Annotated in this window: 15 protein-coding genes; 9 read left to right on the top strand and 6 right to left on the bottom strand. The window is 71.0% G+C overall.

Annotated features, from left to right (window positions below):
- The first annotated feature begins 155 nt into the window (after window positions 1-155).
- From ACIP37_RS35470 to ACIP37_RS35435, 8 genes are all read left to right on the top strand, one after another.
- Complete coding sequence (locus ACIP37_RS35470; RefSeq protein WP_400808078.1) at window positions 156-1,565, top strand: hypothetical protein; 1,410 nt, start codon at window positions 156-158, stop codon at window positions 1,563-1,565.
- A gap of 503 nt (window positions 1,566-2,068) precedes the next feature.
- Window positions 2,069-3,124, top strand: a complete 1,056-nt coding sequence (locus ACIP37_RS35465) for a hypothetical protein (RefSeq protein WP_363586275.1) — start codon at window positions 2,069-2,071, stop codon at window positions 3,122-3,124.
- A 283-nt stretch (window positions 3,125-3,407) separates the two neighbouring features.
- The gene (locus ACIP37_RS35460) at window positions 3,408-4,391 is read left to right on the top strand and encodes an NAD-dependent epimerase/dehydratase family protein (RefSeq protein ID WP_363586274.1); all 984 of its coding nucleotides are present in this window, start codon (window positions 3,408-3,410) and stop codon (window positions 4,389-4,391) included.
- Between the two features lie 11 nt (window positions 4,392-4,402).
- Entirely contained in the window at window positions 4,403-5,134 is a 732-nt protein-coding gene (locus ACIP37_RS35455) for an NDP-sugar synthase (protein WP_363632999.1), read from the top strand.
- Window positions 5,135-5,142: 8 nt separating this feature from the next.
- Window positions 5,143-6,333 (top strand): glycosyltransferase family 4 protein, encoded by a 1,191-nt coding sequence (locus ACIP37_RS35450; RefSeq protein ID WP_400845208.1) that lies wholly within the window; start codon window positions 5,143-5,145, stop codon window positions 6,331-6,333.
- Window positions 6,334-6,343: 10 nt separating this feature from the next.
- On the top strand, window positions 6,344-7,696 hold the full coding sequence (locus ACIP37_RS35445) for a phosphomannomutase/phosphoglucomutase (protein ID WP_400808089.1): 1,353 nt from the start codon (window positions 6,344-6,346) through the stop codon (window positions 7,694-7,696).
- Window positions 7,697-7,956: 260 nt separating this feature from the next.
- Window positions 7,957-9,321 (top strand): sugar porter family MFS transporter, encoded by a 1,365-nt coding sequence (locus tag ACIP37_RS35440; protein WP_363586270.1) that lies wholly within the window; start codon window positions 7,957-7,959, stop codon window positions 9,319-9,321.
- Between the two features lie 123 nt (window positions 9,322-9,444).
- Window positions 9,445-10,635 carry a hypothetical protein gene (locus tag ACIP37_RS35435; RefSeq protein WP_400808094.1) on the top strand — a complete coding sequence of 397 codons (1,191 nt, stop codon included), beginning with the start codon at window positions 9,445-9,447 and terminating at the stop codon, window positions 10,633-10,635.
- Between the two features lie 118 nt (window positions 10,636-10,753).
- On the opposite strand, the gene ACIP37_RS35430 is transcribed toward ACIP37_RS35435, so the two are convergent.
- The 3 genes from ACIP37_RS35430 to ACIP37_RS35420 are packed head-to-tail and all read right to left on the bottom strand — an operon-like array spanning window position 10,754 to window position 13,839.
- Window positions 10,754-12,154 carry a S10 family serine carboxypeptidase-like protein gene (locus ACIP37_RS35430; RefSeq protein ID WP_363632991.1) on the bottom strand — a complete coding sequence of 467 codons (1,401 nt, stop codon included), beginning with the start codon at window positions 12,152-12,154 and terminating at the stop codon, window positions 10,754-10,756.
- Window positions 12,155-12,181: 27 nt separating this feature from the next.
- Window positions 12,182-13,399, bottom strand: coding sequence for a phosphatidylserine decarboxylase (locus ACIP37_RS35425; RefSeq protein WP_363632989.1), 1,218 nt, complete (start codon window positions 13,397-13,399; stop codon window positions 12,182-12,184).
- Window positions 13,400-13,458: 59 nt separating this feature from the next.
- Window positions 13,459-13,839 (bottom strand): hypothetical protein, encoded by a 381-nt coding sequence (locus ACIP37_RS35420; protein WP_400845204.1) that lies wholly within the window; start codon window positions 13,837-13,839, stop codon window positions 13,459-13,461.
- A gap of 640 nt (window positions 13,840-14,479) precedes the next feature.
- Between ACIP37_RS35420 and ACIP37_RS35415 the strand changes: the two genes are divergently transcribed.
- Window positions 14,480-15,118, top strand: a complete 639-nt coding sequence (locus tag ACIP37_RS35415) for a hypothetical protein (RefSeq protein WP_400845201.1) — start codon at window positions 14,480-14,482, stop codon at window positions 15,116-15,118.
- A 111-nt stretch (window positions 15,119-15,229) separates the two neighbouring features.
- Here the strand turns inward: ACIP37_RS35415 and ACIP37_RS35410 are convergent, their stop codons facing one another.
- The 3 genes from ACIP37_RS35410 to ACIP37_RS35400 form a co-directional block, all read right to left on the bottom strand.
- Window positions 15,230-16,861, bottom strand: a complete 1,632-nt coding sequence (locus tag ACIP37_RS35410; protein ID WP_400845198.1) for a carbohydrate binding domain-containing protein — start codon at window positions 16,859-16,861, stop codon at window positions 15,230-15,232.
- A 388-nt stretch (window positions 16,862-17,249) separates the two neighbouring features.
- Window positions 17,250-17,837 (bottom strand): cysteine dioxygenase family protein, encoded by a 588-nt coding sequence (locus ACIP37_RS35405; RefSeq protein ID WP_363586263.1) that lies wholly within the window; start codon window positions 17,835-17,837, stop codon window positions 17,250-17,252.
- Window positions 17,838-17,840: 3 nt separating this feature from the next.
- Window positions 17,841-17,966 carry a hypothetical protein gene (locus ACIP37_RS35400; protein ID WP_363586262.1) on the bottom strand — a complete coding sequence of 42 codons (126 nt, stop codon included), beginning with the start codon at window positions 17,964-17,966 and terminating at the stop codon, window positions 17,841-17,843.
- Window positions 17,967-18,077: the final 111 nt, after the last annotated feature.

Here is an 18,077-nt window from a genome sequence, read left to right as displayed (position 1 = left end):
TCACGGGCCCAACCTCCCCCCGGGGCCGGGGGGGCCCAGCGCCCCCCCCCCCCGCGCGGGGCCCCCCCCCCCCCCCCGCGCGGCGCCCCCCCCCCCCCCCCGGCGGGGCCCCCCCCCCGCGCCGTCGTCACCCACCAAGGGGAGGACCCCACCTCATGACCACCACACGACCCCGGCGCGGACTGCTGCGCGGCGGCTGCGCCCTGCTCGCCGCCGTACTGGCCGGCCTCGCCGCACCAGCCGCCGAAGCGCATCCGCGCACGGGCGGGATCGTCCGGGTGAGCGTCGGCCTCGACGGCACCCAGCCGGACGGCGCGTCCGCCGCCCTGGGGCTGAGCGCCGACGGCCGCTACGCGCTGTTCTCCTCGGACGCGACCAACCTGGTGCCCGGCGACACCAACGGGGCGACGGACGTCTTCGTCCGGGACCTGCACACCGGCCGCACCCAACGCGTCAGCGTCGGCGCGGACGGCGCCCAGCTCGACGCCCCCACCACCCAGGCGTCGATCAGCGGCGACGGCCGCTTCGTCGCGTTCAACACCAAGGCCACCAATGTGCTCCCCGGCCACCGGGCCAACAGCGGCGGGGAGGTCTACCTCCGCGACCTCCGGGACGGCGTCACCGAGCTGATCACCGCCGGCGACCCGGCGGCCACCGGCCAGGACGGCCGCATCTCCCGTGACGCGGTGGCCAGTTGGGACGGCCGCTTCGTGGCCTTCTCCTCCTCCCGGACGGACCTCGCGCCGGTCGGCACGTTCACCAAGGAGAACATCTACGTCACCGACCGCCGGGAGGGCACCACCCGCCTGGTCACCCTCGGGGTGAACGGCAAACCGGGCAACGGCGACTCCTACCTGCCCTCGATCAGCGCCGACGGCCGCGTCATCGGTTTCAAGTCCCGCGCGTACAACCTGCTCCCGGCTCCCGCCCAGACCCCCGCAGCCCCCACAACCCCCGAAGGCCACGAAGACCACGGGAGCCACGGCGGCTCCCCCGCGATCCTCGGGCACGCCTCCTACCCCTTCTACGTGTTCGACCAGCACACCGGGGTGATCAGCGGCGCGAGCACCGACCCCGCCGGCCTGCTCGCCAACACCGGCCTGGACGCCACCCTCAGCCCCGACGGACGGTACGCCGTCTACACCCTCGACGCGCCCGGCGGGCCGATCCTCGGCCGCCACCAGGAGCTCTACACCCGCGACCTGCGCACCGGCACCGTGACCAGGGTGACCACCCCGCTACCCGGCACCACCACGGTCGGCTCCGCCGGCCGCGGCACCATGTCCTACGACGACCGCTGGGTCTACTTCGTCTCCGACGCCGGCAACCTCGTCCCCGGCGTCGACGGCGGGCAGCAGAACGTGTTCCGCCGCGACCTCGCCACCGGAGCCGTCGAACTCGCCGGCGCGGCCGAGGACGGCACCGCGAGCACCGGCACCTCGGACAACCCGTACACCGACGCCTCCGGCAGCGCCGTGCTGTTCACCTCCGAGGACGGCACCCTCGTCCCCGGCGACACCAACCACGTCCCGGACGTCTTCCTCCGCCGGCTCCTCACGCACTGACGCCGGACGGGCTGTTACGGGTGCTGACCAGGCGGGTTCCGGAATCCGCCGGTGAAGGCCCAGATCACCGGTCATCCCGGCCGCGAAAAGCATGATCCGGCGGGGAGGAACAACGGCAACACCCGTAACAGCCCCCGGGCGAAAACCGTGCCGCCCGGCGTCGCCAGCACATAATCACCACATACTTACCCCGAATTGTAAGGCCACTGTCAAGGCACCAAGGTGCGCCAGGCCGCAGTGACTTCAGGACACTGTCGAGGATTCTGTTTTCATCACCCCTCGGGCGACGGATGCTTGTACGTACAGTCTCCGTTCTTTTGGCACTGCCGTGTTATCCGCAGGCCAGTCCACGGAGCGTGCAGCAGGACGTGCTGCTCCCGGCGACGACTCGTGAGGTCGATCGTGACAATGAGAAAAGCCTCAGGAAGTCGATAGCCGTAGCTGTGGAGACGGCACCCAATCCAACCGTCCAAGGAATAGTCCGAGACGGAACGAGGGTAAAAGTGAAGGCCCTTCTCTACCACTTCCACGGAATCGATGACTTCGATTTCTCGACCATCTCGCCCGAGGACCTCCCCGAGGTCCAGAAGGCTGCGGAATCCCGTGAGTACGGAATTCTGCCGACCGTCTACCTGCGGCGGGAGAATCTCCCCCGCCTGGTGGAGGTCCTCCAGGAGTACCACCGGCTCGAACAGGCGAACGCAGTTCCCAACATCGCCGGTTTCGCGATCGAGGGCCCGCTGCTCGGGCCGCAGGGAGGGATACCGCGGGCCGGACGGTGGTTCCCGTCGGCGAAGGAGTGGGACGTCATCGCGTCCCTCGGCCCGCTCGGCCTGCGCTACATCGTGATGGCGCCCGACGCCATGGCCCTGGACGAGCGCATCGACGCCGGTCCCACCTTCGCCGACCTGCTCACCAGCTTCTACGAGCAGGGGCTCCGGATCGCCGTGGGGCACTTCCACCGAGAGGCGCCCGAGCGCAGCGCCGTCCGGCTGCGGGAAGTGCTCGAATTCCTGCACAGCCGCTACGACTCCTCCCCGTACCTGGTCCTGACCGACCATCTGTACAACGACACCCCGCGGAACTTCACACATTCCTGGCGCACGCCGCAGGAGCGGGTCAACCGCGAAGTCGAACTGCGGCGGGTGCTCGATCCCGACTGGAACGAGACCGACCTCCGGGAACTGCTCGGCCCTGTTCCAGCCGAAATGCTGCGCTCCGCACGCGAGTCCCTCCTGTACCCGTGCATCAACTTCGACGGGTACCACGTCGACCTCGAAATCTGCCGGCGCACCGTCGAATACCTGGGCGTGGACCGCCTCATCGCGCTGACCGACCACACCGAGGTCGCCACGATGGCTCAGGAGCCGCTTTCCCGGAGTGACCACAATCCGCTGTGGCTGCGTGACGACGGGGCCGTGGCAGCGGGGTCGAGCGGTTATGAGCAGCAGCGGCAGAACATTCTCTCCATCGGATTCGATGACACGGCGGTTCACCGCATGTTCGTCGACAACCCCGTGACGGCGATCGGATACCGCATCAAGAAGGGCGCCGCGTAAGGGCCTGGAGGGCCGAAAGTCAGGAAGACATCGGGAGAGGAACTCACGGCCACTCGGGCGTCGCGCCCCGGCCACTTCCCCGACCGTGTCGTGCGGGCCGGGGACACGGCCGCCGCCACCGCGGCGATCCCGGTCGTGTCCCCGGCAGCCGACGGCCCGCGCATCCTCCAGGACGACGTCCGGCTGCGGTGCGGCTACGCGGATCCGCCGGCGTGATCCGCCGGCGTGATCCGGCGGATCCGGATGTGAACCACATTGGCGAACCACGAGAGGAGACCAAGGCATGAGCAAGGTTGTCGTCACGGGTGGCGGCGGGTTCATCGGCTCGCACATCGTCGACCGGTTGTGTGCACAGGGACACCGCGTCCTGGTGGTGGACGACTTCTCCACCGGCGATCGGGCCAATCTCGCCGAGAGCGAGGCCCGTTGGCCCGAGTTGAGCGTTCTCACGGCCGACGTGGTCGACGAGTCCACCGCGGCCGCGGTGGAGGCCTTCGCGCCCGAGGTGCTGCTGCTGCTGGCCGCACAGTTCAGCGTGAAGGTGTCGATGCGGGATCCCCTGCTGGACGCCCAGGTCAACGTCATCGGCCTGGTCCGGATGCTCGAAGCGGCGCGGCGCAGCCGGAGCCGCAAGGTCGTGTTCGCCTCCAGCGGCGGGACGATCTACGGGCCCGCCGGTGAGGACGGGGTGCCCATCAAGGAGTCCGCGGGCCGGGTGCCCAGCTCCTTCTACGGGCTGACCAAGTCCGTCGCCGTCGACTACCTGCGCCTTTACCACGAGACCTACGGCCTGGACTACGTCGCGCTCGCCCTCGGCAACGTCTTCGGCCCCCGCCAGACCCCGTTCGGTGAGGCGGGAGTCGTCTCCATCTTCGCGCAGCGCATGCTCTCCGGGCAGACCTGCGTCATCAACGGGGACGGCCTGCAGACCCGCGACTACGTGCATGTGAGCGACGTGGCCGATGCGTTCGTGCGGGCCATGGACCAGGGGCACGGTCTGATCAACATCGGTAAGGGCCAGGAGAGTTCGGTCCTGGACATCCATCAGGCGGTCGAGAAGCGGACCGGCCGTTCGCTGCCGCCCCGCTTCGGGCCGCCGCTGGCGGGAGAAGTGCGCAGGGGGTGCCTGGATCCCTCCCGCGCCCAGGCCCAGCTGGGCTGGACCGCCGGGACGACGCTGGAGGACGGGGTCGACTCCGTCGTGTCCTGGCTGACCGCACGCCCCCTCCAGAAGACGGACTCCGCCGAGGCGGGGCAGACCGGATGAGGCTGGCGGGGATGATCCTGGCAGCCGGGCGCGGCAGCCGGATGGGAGCACTCACCGCCCGGACGCCCAAGCCGCTCCTGCCCCTGGCGGGCAAGCCGCTGCTGGGACACCTGCTGAACCGGTGTGCCGAGACCGACGTCACGGACGTCTACCTCAATCTGCACTACCAGGCCGAGCAGATCCTTCGCTTCCTCGACGGCACCACGGTGAAGGTGCCCGTCCACGCCCGGACCGAGCCCCGCCTCACCGGGCCCGCCGGGGCGCTGCGGCTGTTCCACGAGGAACTGGCCGCCTTCGACGCCGTGCTCGTCACCTCCTGCGACGTCATCATGGGCGAGCCGCTCCAACGGCTCGTCGACGCGCACACGCGCGGAGGGTACGCCCTGACGTTCGCCTGTACGCGGATCCGGCAGGCCCGCCGCTACGGCGTGCTGGACATCGACCCCGGTGGTCGGATCCGCGGCGCCCGGGAGAAGCCCGACGTCCCCGACGACGAGACGCACTGGATCAGCGCCGGGGTCTACTGCCTGGACCCCCGCGTCATCGCGCACATCCCCGAGGACGTCGTCTACGACTACGCCAGGGAACTCGCCCCCGCGCTGATGGCCGCCGGCGAACGCGTGGGGGCGCACCGGCTCACCGGCTACTGGCGGGACGTGGGCACTCCCGATTCGCTGCGCGAGGCCGGCGAGGACGCCGGCCGTGGGCTCATTCCCTGGCTCACCGAAAGGGCGGACCGATGAAAGTCCTGATGCTGACCTCCAGTTACGAACCCCTGCACGGCGGGGCCGAGACCTATGCCCGGCTGTTGTGCGAAGGGCTGGTGGCCGACGGCCACGACGTCGTCGTCGCGACCGACGGGTCGTGGCTGGACCACCTGCCCGGGGACCGCGAGGAGGACGCGGGGCGGGTCGTGCGGCTGCGCGACTTCGCGGACCGCGTGGACGCGCGGGACAAGGTGAGATGGCGGCAGATGCAGTACTCCGTCCTCGACGAACTCGGGGCCGTGCTCAAGGGCGAGAGCTTCGACGTCGTCCACGCCAACAGCCATGAGACGCTGATCCTCGCGAGCATCGTGGCGCTCGAAACGGACGCCGCACTGGTGTGCTCGCTGCACGAGCAGAACCCCGACCTGGAGCGGTTCGGCCGTGGCCGGTGCCGCCTGTCGTACCAGACCCTCCCCGTCGACATGCACTTCGTCCCCAGCCGCTTCTTCGCCGAGCGCGCCGCCCGCTTCGGCGCCCCAGCCGACCGCATCAGGCTCGTCCACAACGGCGTTCCCGACGCCCCGCCGGACGACGTGGCCCGGAACCTGCGCTCCGCGCTGCGCGCCGAACTCGGCGTCGCCCCCGACCACCGGCTGGTCGTCCTCCCGGGCCGGATGTCCGCCCGCAAGGCCCAGCTCGACCTGGCCGCGGCACTGCCCCTGGTCGCGGCGGAGTTGCCCGAGGTGCGGGTGCTCCTGTCGGGGAGGGTCTCGGACTACGCGTACGAGAAGAGCGTGTGGGACCGGCTCGAACGCGGCGGTGTGGCAGAACTGGTCACCCTCCGCCAGGACTTCGGGGCCGAGACGATGCCCGCCGTCTACGCTGCGGCGGATCTGGTGGTCCAGCCCTCCCTGGCGGAGGGACTTCCGTTCAGCGTGGTCGAGGCGATGCGCGCCGGCAAGCCCGTCGTCGGCACCCGCGTCATCGGCATCAGCGACGTCATCACCGACGGCGTCGACGGCCTGCTCGTGCCGGCGGCCGACCCGCCCGCACTGGCCGAAGGGATACTGCGGGTGCTCACCGACGAGGCGTTGGCCGCCGAGCTCGCGGCCAACGCGTACACCACGGCGGAACGGGAGTTCAGCAGCCGCAGGATGGTCGCGGACACCCTGGACGGCTACCGGGTGGCCATGGCGCGTCGCCGGCAGTCGGCGTCCGCGGCCCCGACCTCGTGAAGGGGTGACCGTGTCCGACTACGCGCGACTGGTCAAGGCCTACGACATCCGCGGGGAAGTCCCCGCCGAACTCGACGGCGAGGTCGCGGAACGCATCGGCGGCCTGTTCATCCGCTTCACCAACGCCCCGCAGGTGGTGGTGGCCAGAGACATGCGCCCTTCCTCGGCCATGCTGGTGCGGGCGTTCAGCGACGGCGCCCGCCGGGCCGGTGCCGACGTCATCGACGCCGGGCTCGGCTCCACCGACTACCTCTACTACGCCAGTGGATCGCTCGGACTTCCCGGCGCCATGATCACCGCCAGCCACAACCCCGCGAAGGACAACGGCATCAAGCTGTGCCTGAGCGGCGCGGCCCCCCTGGGGGAGAACACGGGCCTCGGCCGGATCCGCGATTGGCTCGTCGCGGGGGAACGCGCCGCACCCGCCGCGTCCCGCGGCACCCGTACGGAAAGACCACTCCTCAAGGAGTACGCGGCACACCTGCGGCAGCTCGTCGACCTCACCGGGATCCGGCCCCTCAGGGTCGTCGCCGACGCGGGCAACGGCATGGCCGGCCTGACCGCCCCGGAGGTCTTCGCGGGCCTGCCCGTCGACCTCGTCCCGCTCTACTTCGAACTCGACGGCACGTTCCCCCACCACGAGGCCAACCCCATCGACCCCAGGAACCTCGTCGACCTCCAGGCCGAGGTCCGCAGGCAGGGGGCCGACATCGGACTCGCCTTCGACGGTGACGCCGACCGTTGCTTCTTCGTCGACGAAGGCGGTCAGCCGGTCTCGCCGTCCGCCGTCATCAGCCTGATCGCAGGCCGGGAGCTGGCACGGCACCCCGGCTCGGCCATCGTGTACAACCTGATCACCGCGGAGGCCACGGTGCGGAGCATCCGCCGCCACGGCGGACGCCCCTTCCGGTCCCGCGTGGGGCACTCCCACGTCAAGGCGCTCATGGCGCAGCACAACGCCGTGTTCGGCGGAGAGCACTCCGGGCACTACTTCTTCAGGGACTTCTGGCGTGCCGACAGCGGCATGCTCGCCGCGCTCCACGTGTTGGCCGCCCTCGGCGGACAGGACCGGCCGCTGTCCGCCGTGATCGCCGCGCACAGTCGCTTCGCGCTGTCCGGTGAACTCAACTGCGTCGTCGCCGACGTCCCGGCCACGATCCGGGAGGTGGAGGAGCGCTACCGGCACCGGGCCGGGGTGACCACGGACCGGCTCGACGGTCTGACGGTCGGCCTGCCGGGCGGAAGTCGTTTCAACCTGCGTCCCTCGAACACCGAACCGGTCCTTCGGGTCAACGTGGAGGCGCACGACCAGGAGACCATGGAGCACCTCCGGGACGAGGTCCTCGCGTTGATCCGACCATAAGACGTTTCTGACGGTGCGTCGGGGCGTGCTCAGGTTGTGGCCGGTCGGCCGGTGACGCCGGTAGTCTGCTCCCGGATTGCGAAGCGGGTGATCATCTCGGCTCGGTGCCCGGGGGCGGGGCGGTCATCGGCGTGGGCGGCGGATTCCCGGCGGCCTGACCCGGCCTCGCCCCACCCCTGCCTACGGCACTTCGAAGAAGGGCATCCCATGGGCTTGGCCCCGTCCTATGACCATGTCGGCGGCGGCGCAGGGGTCTCGCCATGACGGCGCCCGTCCCCCCGGGCACCGCGCGGCTGTTGACCGTGGGCGTCGCCTCCGTCGGAGGGCTGCTGTTCGGCTACGGAATCGGGGTGATCGCCGGAGTCCTGCGGCTGGTCGCCACCACCTTCGCCCTGTCGTCGTGGCAGCAGGGAGCGGTCGTGTCGGCCGCCCTCCTCGGCGCGGCGCTCACCGCCCTCACCAGCGGGCGGCTGGCGGACAGGTTCGGGCGCCGACCGGTCATCGGCGCCGCCGCGGCCGTGTACGCCCTCGGAACGGCGGCTTCGGCGGCGGCCTCGGGCTCCACCGCGCTCCTCACCGGGCGGTTCCTCGTCGGACTCGCCCTGGGGGCCGTCTCGTTCGCGGTCCCGCTGTACATCTCCGAGATCTCTCCGCCCGCCCGACGCGGCGCGCTCGTCACACTGAACCAACTCATGATCACGATCGGGCTCCTGCTGTCCTACGTGGTGGCCTATCTCCTGGAACCCGCGGGGGCCTGGCGCTGGATGCTCGCTCTCGGGCTCCTGCCCGCGTGCGTGCTGATGGCCGGCATGTGCCTGGTGCCCGAGTCGCCGGACTGGCTGCACTCCAGGGGAGACACCGCCCGGGCGGCGAGCGCCGCCCGGCGCCTGTCCCCGCCCGCCCCGGGCGGCACAGCCGCGCGCCCCGGTGGCCGCCCCGCGACGGCGACCGCCGCACGGCCCACCGCCGGCCCCGCGACCGCAACCGTCGCACGGCCCACCGCCGCCCCCGCTGCGAGCCTCCGGCAGGCCTGCGCGCTGGCCGGTCCCCGCTGGGTCGCGCTGGGACTGGCGATCGCCGTCCTGGTCCATCTGACCGGTCTGAACACCGCGATCTACTACGTGCCGACCATCCTGGGCGGAAGCGGCATGACCGCTGCCGGAGGCATCCGGGGAGCTGTCCTGGTCGGACTGTGCAACGTGGCCGCCACCGTCGTCACCATCGCCCTGCTCGACCGGGTCGGCCGCCGGAAGACGATGATCGGAGGGCTGCTGGTCATGGCGGTCGCGGCCGTCGGCATCGCGGTGGCACAGCCGCTCGGGCACACGGGGGCGCCGACCGCAGCGCTGCTGTGCGTCTTCATCATGGCGGGAGCGGTGGGCCCTGCTGCCGTCTTCTGGGTCTACATCGCCGAGATCTACCCGGCGGGTGCCCGCGGAGTCCTGATGAGTCTGGCCACCGCGGCCCACTGGGGAACCGACTTCGTCGTGGCGACCACGTTCCTCCCCCTCGTGCAGGAGCTGTCGCTCGGCGGGGCGTTCGGTGTGTACGCGGCGATCAGCGCGGCGTCCGCCCTGGCCCTGGCCCGCTGGATGCCCGAAACCCGTGGCCGTCTGCTGCTGTGAACGGGACCGGGCGCGAGACTCCTGCGCTCGCGCCCGGGCTGGGCTTCACCCGCCGCCACCTGACGATGCGCCAGAATTGCCGTCAGCCGAGCAATCAGCCGCGCGTCCCCGAAGGTAGGCATCATGACCCGCTACAGCGTCGACCCGAACCGGCACGAGCTCATCGCCACCTGGGGAACCGGCGAAGGCGACCTCGCCACCCGGATCACCGCCCTCCCGACCGACGCGGCCGGCGCCACGCTCCTGCGCCTGGCCGGCGCGCTGACCCGCCTGTCGGAGGCGGCCTGGCGCACCTACACCCACCCCGCCAGCGCTGCCGGCTCCCTCGAACCCGACACCGAAGGCTGGCGCCGCGAGCAGGAACGCGACACCTTCAGCGAGGTCGCCGAGGCCGTGGCCGCGCCGAACCTGCCCCACGGCGGCCTGCTCACCGTCTCCTACAGTCCCCTGCTGGAATCCGCCCACCAGGCCGGCCGCGCCCTGCACGCCCTCGACGAAGCCGAGTTGACGAAGGCCGTCCTCGCCGAGACCGTCACCGAACTCACCGCCGTCGAGAGCGCCGAACTCGGCAACCTCACCGGCCGCGCCCAGCAGGCCGTCCTGCTCAGCCGCGAGGACGCCTCCCCCGTCCAGGTCGCCGCCGCCGACCACCTGCTGGAGCAGAACCCCTTCGGCTCCCTCGCCCTCTTCTCCGACGTCGACCCGACCGCCGCCGCCGTCGCGGCCGCGCACTGGCTCGCCGCCGCGGCCGAGGTCGCCGCCGGCGCCTCCGGCCACGACGCCACCGCCGTCCTGCTCGAAGCCGACAGCATCGAGGACCTCCCGCACCAGACCCCCACCCTCGTCCTCGAACTCCTCGACGCCGGCCACACCCCCCACGACGCCGTCACCGGCCTCGTCCGCCACGCCCTCCACATCGCCGACGGCCTCCTCCCCGACCCCGCCGGCCTGCGCGAACAACTCGAAGACCTCGACGGGGCCCTCGACGACTACACCGAGGACTACACCGACGACGAGGAGACCGACCCGGAGGACACCGGCCTGCGCCTCACCCCCCTCGACCCCAGGCGCCCCGCCCGCGACCTCCTCGAAGACCTCCTCGCCGGCATCCACGGCTGCTGGGTCCTCCACACCGAGTACGACGACCTCGACGAAGAGCACCTCGGCACCGATGACGCAGGCTTGGCCGACGCGGGCCCGGACGACGCGGACCTGGACGACGAACGGGCCGAACAGCACCGGCACCACAGCCGCGAGAACTTCGCCCGTCTCGTCCGCGAAACCGCCGCCCGCCACCGCGACCGGCTCCTCTGACCGCACCTCACCGCCCCGCCGGGGACGGCGGGCGACCGCCCGAGTCGTGCGGCCGGCTCCGCCGCCCCCGCCCCCCGAGCAGCGGGGAGCGGGGGCAGGGGCGACCCCGACGGTGCGGTCAGCCTCTGCGCAGGCCGCCGTCGCCGCTCTGCTTGCGCGCCTGCTGCGGGTCGTAACCGGGGAAGGGGCGTTCGAAGAGCCAGTTGTAGAGCAGCTCCCGGCAGATCTCCGGCTGGTACGCCGGCACCTGGTGTCCGGAGTCGGGCACGCTGACCTGCGTCAGGTTGCCGTGGCGGCGGACGAATCCCTTCGGGTTCCCCTGGGCCTGCGTCCAGACCAGCCGGGGAGCGTTGCGCCACTCCGCCTGCTCGCCCTCTCGTGTCATGAGGTCGTCCAGGATCTCCTCGGTGCTCCGGTACCCGCAGGCGGCGTCGAAGTTCCCGGTGTAGAGCAGGGTCCGGTATCCCCTTTCGATGATCTGGGCGTACTGCCCGGTGCAGTCCGCCATGTTGTCCCGCACCAGCGCTTCCGCCACCGGACCCTCGTTGTCGGCGCACTGCCAGGTGACGTTCGGCGGGACGTGCAGGGCCTCCTTCACGTCCGCGCTGTTCAGATAGGTGCGCAGCGCCCCCATCGACAGGTCGTCCCAGCGCCGCACGTCGTAGACGTCGAAGTTCCCGCCGTAGGCCAGGGTCGTGGCCACCAGGTCGTTGCCGAGTTCGGTGGCCCCCTCCAGGTCTCCCGCGTCGAGGGTGCTCTTGAAGTCCTGGTAGGACTTCTCCAGGGCTTCCTTCTGGCTGATGCCGAGGAAGCCGGCCGCGTAGGCGTAGTCGATCAGGACGCGCAGTGACAGCTCGGGCTTGATCCAGCCGTTGCCGACGGCGATGCCCTGCAAGTTGATGCGCCCGCCCGCGTTCTCCGTGTTCCGCGCGTCGATCTCCAGCGCGATCGCCGGCACGTACTTGCCGGCGTAGCTCTCGCCGCAGACGTACAGCGGGCACTGCGCGTACTCCGGGTGCGCGTCGAGGAACCCCTGGAGGGCGTCGCAGAACATCCGGCCGAGGGCCTCCTCGTCCCGGACGTACTCCAGGGCGTCGTCGGCGTAGCTGTACCCGGTGCCGATGGGCTGGTCCCAGAAGACGACGTGCGCTTCCTGGTTCCAGCTGTGGGGCGAGACCGACACCGTTCCGGCGGCGTCGTCGCCGATGGACAGCGGTCCGTTCTCCAGGAACAGCCCGAGCAGCGAGGAGGCGCCGGGGCCGCCGTTGAGCCAGATCAGCAGGGGCGTCCGGCTGATCAGCTCCTGCTGGTCGTGGACGGCGACGTGGGGGTTGCAGGTCTGGCTCTCGAAGAACCAGTAGAACAGGTGGTTCTTCTTCTGCGGGTGCCGGTGCTCGGTGCTGTCGAGGTGCACGTGTCCGGCGTACGAGCGGACCTTCTTGGTGTCCTCGGTGTGGAAGTCGATGCGCAGGGTGTTGGGGATGTTCGCCGGAATCGAGGTGACGAGGTCTGAGGGCATGGTTTCACCGTCCGTTCGGCAGCGGGCTCAGGGAGCCAGGGGGCGGCGGCGCCGGGACGGCGTGTGGTAGAGGCCGGTGAACAGCCCTTCGGTCCGTTCCACCTGCTCCAGGACGCCGATGCGCTGGCCCTGGAGCAGTTGCAGCGCGGGGAAGCGGTTCTTCTCGAACAGCAGGATGTTCAGCGAGCCGCCGTACATGAAGTTCCCGACGCGCTCGCCCTTGTCCACCTTGACCGGCTCGTCGAGCGAACCCCGGAACTTCTCCTCGAAGTTGACGGAGGCGATCGAGTTGAGACCGACGATCACCTGCCCGACGTACCCCTCGCCGGCCTTGCGTCCGTTGGCGTCCAGGTAGTCCGTGCGGTAGACGAGGTATCCCCGGCGGAAGTCGTCGAACATCTCGTAGTCGTAGCCGTAGCCGACGTTCCCCTTGTTGAGCAGTTCGGGGAAGTCCCGCATCCCGTAGTAGACACCGGGGACGAGGTCGCGGGCCTCGACCACTTCGCCCGCCACCGGGGTGTGGTACCAGTGGTAGCCGTCGGGCATCAGGATGCACGACACCGCCGTGCCGCCGATGAACCTCTGGGCGTAGTCGGAGTCGTCGAGCAGCTGCCTGACGTTCATGGTCACCGTCTTGACCGGGATCGGCGTGTTCTCGGTCAGGTCGTCGACGATCATGTTGATGACGCAGTCGGCCGGGGCGACCACCACGCTCTTGTCGGTCCTGGCGTCGATCGGCCGCCGCGACGGGTCCTTGAGTTCCCGGGCGAAGAACTCGTTGAAGTTCTTCCAGCCACCCTCGGGCTCCTGGAAGTCCTCCATGTGTCGGCCGAGTTGGTCGCGCCACTTCTTGATGAGCACCTTCGACTCCGGCGAGTCCATCTGCAGGCCTTGCAGGTGCGTGAAGTCCGCGAGGATCTTGCGCCCCGGGCCGCTGGTCACGAAGACCATGCCGTAGTCGTTCTCGTAGTTGATCCAGCTGAACTTCTCGATGTAGTCCAGCCCTTCGTGGAGCCCGGGCTGCGAGTTGTACCACTCCGTGAGGAAGGTACACAGGAAGTCGACGTTCTGGTCCTTCCAGTCGCACTGCACCCGCTCCGGGGTGTCGGCCGGGTACGGCACCACGTGCTTGACCGTGGCGTCGTACATGGTCCTGAAGCCCTCGTGGTCCTCCTGGTACCACCGCCTGACCTTCGCGAGCAGCTCGTCCAGGTCGTTCGAGTACGGCTCTTCTTGGTTCGCCATTGCGTTGTCTCCTTCTGATGGAAGTGTCGAGCCCGGCCCTTTCGGGCGATGCGGGCCGGTCAGGAACCGGTGGGGGTGACGTTGCACCGCTCTGCCGGGAGTTCGCTGAGGTAGCCCTTGGCGATGAGGTTGTTGACCTTGTAGCCGCCCTCGAGCCCTGCGGGCGCGAGGTCCGGGTCGAGCCACTCCTGCTCGTCGTTCGGGATGGCCGCCGGCCCGAATCTCTCCTGGTCGCAGTAATACACCCCGGTGATCGGCGACTCGGTGACGTCGGGCGGCGGCGGGCAGTCGTCGGGAACGGCCGCCGCGGCCCGCACGGGCTGCGCGTTCACCGACTGCGCGTTCACCGACTGTGCGGCAGCGGCGCCGCCTGCGGCGGTCAGTCCGGTGATCGGGAGGGCGCAGGCCAGGGAGGCGGCGAACATCGTTCGCACACGCATGCAGTACTCCGGTTTCGTGGGGAGGGAACAGAGGGGGCGCCACGGCGGGGAAGGGGGAACAGTCACACGACACAGGCCGCGAGGGGGACGACACACAACAGCCGCACACACCGCGCGCGATGGCCGGCGGCGGTAGGACGGAACGTCAACTACGGGTGCTTTCCGCGGAATCCGGCGGTTTCGCCCTCGTCCGCGTTCTCCTGACCTCTCCGCCGTTTCCGGCGCCGCTTCGAAGTCCGCTACTCCGTACCCTCCCCGGAACCGGCCGATTCCCCGCTCAACCCGACCGGGCTACATCCGGGCGGACCGGCTCGGCCCGAACGCCTACGGCCTTCCGGGCCCCTTGCTCGGCTTCCCCGGCGCCGGGACGGTGCTCGGCGGTCCGCTCGCGCTGCGGCTGCGCCCGGCCCTCGCGCCGGCCTCCCCCGGGCGGCTGCTGCTGGTGCCGGCAGGCGCGGGCGGCGGGTCGCCCGGCCGCCGCCGACCGCTGGAATCGCTCCGTGCCGTCCGGACGGCCCAGCACCGCTCGTGGTCCGGGCGTGCAGAACAAAGCATGGAGAGCACGAACCGGGCGGCTGCGGGCTTGCACGTGCCCACCGACGGCCGAGCGGATGACGGGATGACCGGAGGGTTGTGCGTGATGCGTACGCTGTACACCAGCCAGGGCGGCGGCCCCCGGCTGCCGCGAAGAGTGGGCGCCCTGGCCGCGGCGGCAGGAACGGCCGTCCTCCTCGTGGCGTCGTGCTCATCCGGGAGCTCGTCCGGGCCCGCGACGCCGACGAACGCGGCGGGGGCGACGCTGTCGGAGGCGCCCAACCCGTCGAGCTTCTCCGGGGAGCCGCCCTCCGCCTTCGCCTCCGCGCTGGAGTCGGCCTCGGCCGCGGCGTCCGCGCGCTCGGCCTCGGCGGCGGCCGCCGCCTCGGCGTTCGAGGCATCGGCGGACGCGCAGGCCGCGCAGAACCGGGCGAAGGCGACCGAGGTGCTCAAGACCGTGGAGGGCCCCGGCAACGCCACCTCCGACATCACCCTGACCGGCGTGCCGCGATCCACCACCGGCGGCCTCCACGCCGCCGCCGTGACCATCGTCAACAGCACCCGCGAGGCCGCGTCCTACGCGGTCCAGGTGGACTTCACCGATGCGTCGGGCCACGCCGTCGACTCGGCGATCGTCGGCGCCGAGAACCTGGCCCCGGGCGGGAAGGCCAGTCCGATCGCCTTCAGCCGCCAGCCGGCCGACCTGGCCCTGGTCCCGGTCGTGGTGAAGGCCCAGCGCTACTGAGCCCAGCGCCACCGGGCACACCCCGGCCGGGCAACGCCCGACGTCCCGCCGGCTTCCCGTGCACCGGTGCACGGGAAGCCGGCGGGACGTCAGCAGGACGTCAGCGGGTGATCAACGACCCTGGAGGGACTTCACGTTGTCGCCGAAGCTCCATCCCTTCGAGCCGTCCCAGTTGAGCGACCACGTCATGAGCCCCTTCAGCGAACCGCCGAACGCGTTCCACGACTGGCCGACCAGGCCCGGGTCCATGTAGCCGCCGCCCGCGCCGGGCTGGGCCGGCAGGCCGGGCACCTGCTTGTCGTAGGGCACCTTGACGGTGGTGCCCTGGATGGTCAGGCCGTTGTTCAGGCAGGTGGTCTGCGCGGTGAAGCCCTGCACGGTGCCGGCCTGGTAGGAGTCGCCGGAGCAGCCGTACATGCTGCCGTTGTAGTACTGCATGTTCAGCCACCACAGTTGCCCGTTGTCGGCGTACTTCTTGACGATCGGCAGGTAGGCGCCCCAGATCGAGCCGTAGGTGACGCTCCCGCCGGTCACGTACGCGGTTTCGGGGGCCATCGTCAGGCCGAAGCCCGCGGGCATCTGCGCCAGCACGCCGTCGATGATGCGCATCAGGTTGGCCTGGGAGGCGGACAGCGTGCCGATGCTGCCGCTTCCGGACAGGCCGGTCTCGATGTCGATGTCGATCCCGTCGAAGTTGTACTTCTTGAGGATCGGGACGACGGTCGCCACGAACCGGTCGGCGACGGTGCTGGAGCTCAGGTCGATGCCTGCGGCGGCACCGCCGATCGACATCAGGATCGTCGCCCCGGCCGCCTTGGCCTGGCACATCTCGGCGGGGGTCGAGACCTTGACGTTGGTGTCCATGCCGTCCTGCCACTGGACGGTGCCGTCCGAGAGGATCACCGGGAAGGCGGCGTTGATGACGTTGTAGCCGTGTGCGGCGATCCGGCTGTCCGTGATGGGGACCCAGCCCATGCCGGGGTGGACGCCGTTCGCGGCGCCGTCCCAGTTCTCCCAGTACCCCTGGAGGACCTTGCCCGACGGCTTGGGCTTCGTGGGGCACGTGTCACCCGGCGCCGGGGTGGTCGGCGGCGGGGTGGTGGGCGGAGGAGTCGTGGGCGGCGGAGTGGTCGGCGGAGGGGTCGTCGGCGGCGGGGTGGTGGGCGGTGGAGTCGTGGGCGGAGGGGTCGTCGGCGTGGGGCTGCTGCCGCCGGGGCCGGTGAGCGACACGTCGTCCGCGTAGTACGCGGGCTGCCCGTACCAGCCGTGCAGGTAGACGGTCACCGAGGTGGTGTTCGGCCCCGTGGTGAAGCCGACGCTGAGCTGGCTGTACGCCGCACTGCTCGGCGTCCAGGTGGACGGGTCGCTGCCGGCGCCGGTGCCGGTGGCGCCCAGGTAGACGTAGCTGCCCTGGACGTAGGCGCTCAGCGTGTACTGGGAGTTGGGCTGCACGCTGACGGTCTGGCTGCACTGGGCGCTGTCCGGGCCGGTCGGCGTGGCCTTGAGCGCGGCGGCCCCGGAGTGGACCGGACTGCTGACGACCGCGCCGGAGCCGCCGGAGCAGGTCCAGCCGGAGAGTCCGCTCTCGAAGCCGGGGTTGGCCACCAGGTTGGGGGTGGCGGCCCCGGCCGTGACGGAGCCGGCCGCGGCGACGCCGGCACCGATGACGGCGACGGCGCTCACCCCGGCGAGGGAGCGCCGCAGGACGCTCGGCCCGTGCTGGGCACGGCTGGTCCGGTTCACCTGCGCCGTGCGTTCCACGCCCGCCCGCGGCTGCGGGCGAGGGGTCCGGAGCGGCTCGCTCCCGGCCGGGTCGCCTTCGGGGCGGCCGGGATCCGGACAGGGTCGGACATCGCCCGACGGACGTGGAGTACGCGACCTTCGACGGAACATGCTGCGCTCCCTTCCCGCCGAACGCCATGGACATGACCGACGCGTGGGGGCGCGACGCCCGGCTGTGGGTGAGGTGGGGACATGTGGGGCTGTGCCGGACCGGATCGTAGGAGGGGCGGCGCAGCTCGTCAATAGGTCTGGACCAATCGCGAGGCGCGGCCCGGTCGACCGGGCAGGGGCCCGGGCGCGGCCGACGGGCCGTCCGGATCGGACGGCCCGTCGGTTCGCTACGGGGCGGTCACCGGGCCAGGCCCTCCGGGCTCCGCCAGCTCACCAGGCGGGCGCCGTCCGGCGGGAGGTCCACGACCTCGTTCCCGAAGACCCGATTGATCGAGCTGCCCCCGTTCAGCGAGATGTCGGCGCCGTAGACGTGCAGGGAGACCGCGCGACCTGTGCCGCCGTTCGACACCCGGTGGATGTCCTCGTCGGGCGGTACGAGGAACTGCACCCGGCCGGGAGAGCAGGTGGTCCGGCCGGACGGCACCAGCACCCGGCGGCCGGTCCTGGAGGGCCGCCACAGCCGGAACGCCTCGTCCACCTCGACGCCCTCCACCACACCTGACACGCACCAGGCGACATGGTCGTGGATCGGAGTGGACTGCCCGGGCAGCCAGGTCAGGGCCACCACGGAGTGCGTCCGTCCGGCGTGCAGCAACCGCTGCGAGTAGCCGTCGGTGCCACCGGCGCACAGGTCGTCGGGCACGATCAGCCCGGACCGCAGGTACTTGCGCAGGGTGTCCGCGGTGAGCTGCGCGGTCAGCACGTCCGCGGCGGCGTAGCGCGCGAGGTCGGAGAGGAACTCGTCGAGGTTGGAGCGCGGTTCCACGGTCTACCGCCCCACCCCGGTGAGCGCGCGCAGCGGCACCGGTGCGGCGATGACGCGGGTCACCGCCACCAGGGCGACGAACAGGCCGATGGTTGTGCCACCGCGCGACGACGCGGCTTGGTCGATCATGGGAATCCTTTTGAGCGGTGCGGAACTTGCCGAAGGCCCGACCGTAGGAATCCATGGCAGACAAGTGATCAACGCGCGGTCGGCGGCGTCGGCGCCGGCCCGCATTCACCT

Source organism: Kitasatospora sp. NPDC088861 (assembly GCF_044750105.1).
In the GTDB taxonomy this organism is placed as follows: domain Bacteria; phylum Actinomycetota; class Actinomycetes; order Streptomycetales; family Streptomycetaceae; genus Kitasatospora.
The sequence above is the reverse complement of the archived record's forward strand: the minus strand, read 5'-3'. Positions and strand labels throughout refer to the sequence as shown.